The sequence below is a fragment of the Streptomyces sp. SID3343 genome, from assembly GCF_009865215.1.
GTDB lineage: Bacteria > Actinomycetota > Actinomycetes > Streptomycetales > Streptomycetaceae > Embleya.
On sequence record NZ_WWJX01001621.1, the window covers coordinates 1 to 2,073 of the forward strand.

Sequence of the window (2,073 nt, forward strand, 5' to 3'; positions counted from 1 at the left end):
GCCCGAAGTCGGGCGCGCCCGCCGCCGGCCGACCGCAGCGCCGCCTCGACACGTCGGAGGAGGACGAGAAGCGCATGTGGGACACGTACGAGGCGTGCCTGCGCGACAAGGGCGTCGACACCCGCCAGACCGGGTCCGTGGAGGGCGAGAAGGCGCGCACCAAGAAGTACGCCCGCGAGTTCGAGGCGTGCGAGGTCAAACTGCCGCTGATGCCACCGGAGATGGATCCCAAGACGAACCCCAAGTACGACGACGGCATGCGCGACTGGGTCAAGTGCATGAACGCGAAGGGGATGAAGGTCAAGGTCGTCTCCGACGGGTGGACCTATACGGGCGACTCGACGTTGAGCTTCGAGCAGCAGCGCAAGGTCGAGCAGGACTGCAAGGTGGAGGCCTTCAGTGCCAAGCGCTGACGAGGACGGCGTCGGAATCGGCGCCGTCGAGCCCGGCGATCCACGGCGGGCGCGGGTCGGTCGGGTCGGCCGCTGCGTCGGACTGGTCGTCGTCGTGGTGCTGGTCCTGGGCGCGGTCGCCGCGTTCGCCGTCGCGCGTCGCAGTGGTGGATCGGAGGGTCCGGCGAAGAAGTCGGCCGGCGTCCAGACGGCGACCGTGACCCGGACCGACCTGTCCGACGCCCGCGAACTGCCGGGCACGCTCGGGTTCGGCACCGAACAGCCGCTCAAGGCCGGCCGCAAAGGCATCGTGACGTGGCTGCCCAAGAGCGGCGACACGATCACCCGCGGCAAGCAGCTGTACCGCCTGGACGATCGGCCGGTCTCGCTCTTCTACGGGGCGACTCCGATGTTCCGCGCACTGGGAAAGCCGGACGGGGACGCGGCGGGCGGCGCGACGGACACCAAGACGGACCCGAAGGGGGACACCAAGACCGACACCCGGACAGACTCGAAGTCGGACACCAAGACGGACCCGAAATCGGGCACCGAACAGGACACCACCAAGCAGGACACGACCAAGAAGGAAGCCGCCAAGCCGCCGCGGGGACGTGACGTGCGGATGGTCGCGGACAATCTCAAGGCGCTCGGCTACGACATCGGCAGTCAGCCCACCGGCATGCCGACGGGCGAGGCGACCTGGACACCCGCCTTGTCCACGGCGCTCAAGAAGTGGCAAAAGGCGCTCGGCACCCCACAGACCGGGTTCCTCGACGTCGGCGACGTCACCGTGTCGACCGGCGAGATCCGGGTGGGCGCGCTGTCCGCCGCGCTCGGTGACGACGCGGCCGGCGGACCGGTGATGACCGTCACGCCGACGGCCAAGGCGGTCAGCGTGCCCGTGGCCGCGACCGACATCGGTTCGATCGTGGTGGACACCCCCGTGATCGTCGTACTCCCGGACAACACCGAGGCCCGCGGCACGGTGTCCGGGGTCGGCCGCAGCGCGGAACGCAAGGACGCCGGACTGGGCGGCCCGGACTCGGACGTCGGCGGGGCGAAGATGACCGTGACGGTCACCCTCGACGACCCCGCCGCGGTCAAGAACCTCGACGCGGCCGGCGTCCAGGTCCGCTTCGTCACCGAGACCAGGAAGGGAGTCCTGACCGTGCCGATCGGCGCGCTGGTCGCGCTCCGCGAAGGCGGCTACGCCGTCCAGATCCCCGCCGGCCGCCTGATCGCGGTCAAGACCGGTCTGTTCGTCAAGGGCATGGTCGAGGTCGAGGGCAGCGGCCTGGAACCGGGCACGCGAGTGGTGACCACGTCGTGAGCGCGGTCCTGGCGGTAATACGCGCGAGCAAGGCGTATCCCGGCGGCGTCAAGGCCCTCGACGACGTGTCGCTCACGATCGAATCCGGCGAACTCGTGGGCATCGTCGGCCCGTCCGGCTCCGGCAAGTCCACCCTGCTCAACCTGATGGGCACGTTGGACACCCCGACCGCGGGCACGGTGTCGATCCTGGGCCACGACGTCGGCGTCCTGTCCGACCGTCGGCTCTCCGCCCTGCGCGGACGCCTGCTCGGTTTCGTGTTCCAGCAGTTCCACCTCACCGACGGGCTCACCGCCGCGGAGAACGTCGCGACCGGACTGCTGTACGCGGGCGTCCCGCGCCGCCGTCGCC

General features: G+C 70.2%; 2 protein-coding genes and 1 pseudogene. All 3 read left to right on the forward strand.

Annotated elements, in window-relative coordinates; translation table 11 throughout:
* A pseudogene (locus GT354_RS51940) lies at positions 1-413 on the forward strand (hypothetical protein); the annotation flags it as partial.
* The gene (locus GT354_RS51945; protein WP_161365508.1) at positions 400-1,722 is read left to right on the forward strand and encodes an efflux RND transporter periplasmic adaptor subunit; all 1,323 of its coding nucleotides are present in this window, start codon (positions 400-402) and stop codon (positions 1,720-1,722) included. The pseudogene GT354_RS51940 and the gene GT354_RS51945, both read left to right, overlap by 14 nt.
* A partial coding sequence (locus GT354_RS51950) for an ATP-binding cassette domain-containing protein (protein ID WP_161365511.1) occupies positions 1,719-2,073 on the forward strand: 355 nt, incomplete at its 3' end. The genes GT354_RS51945 and GT354_RS51950, both read left to right, overlap by 4 nt.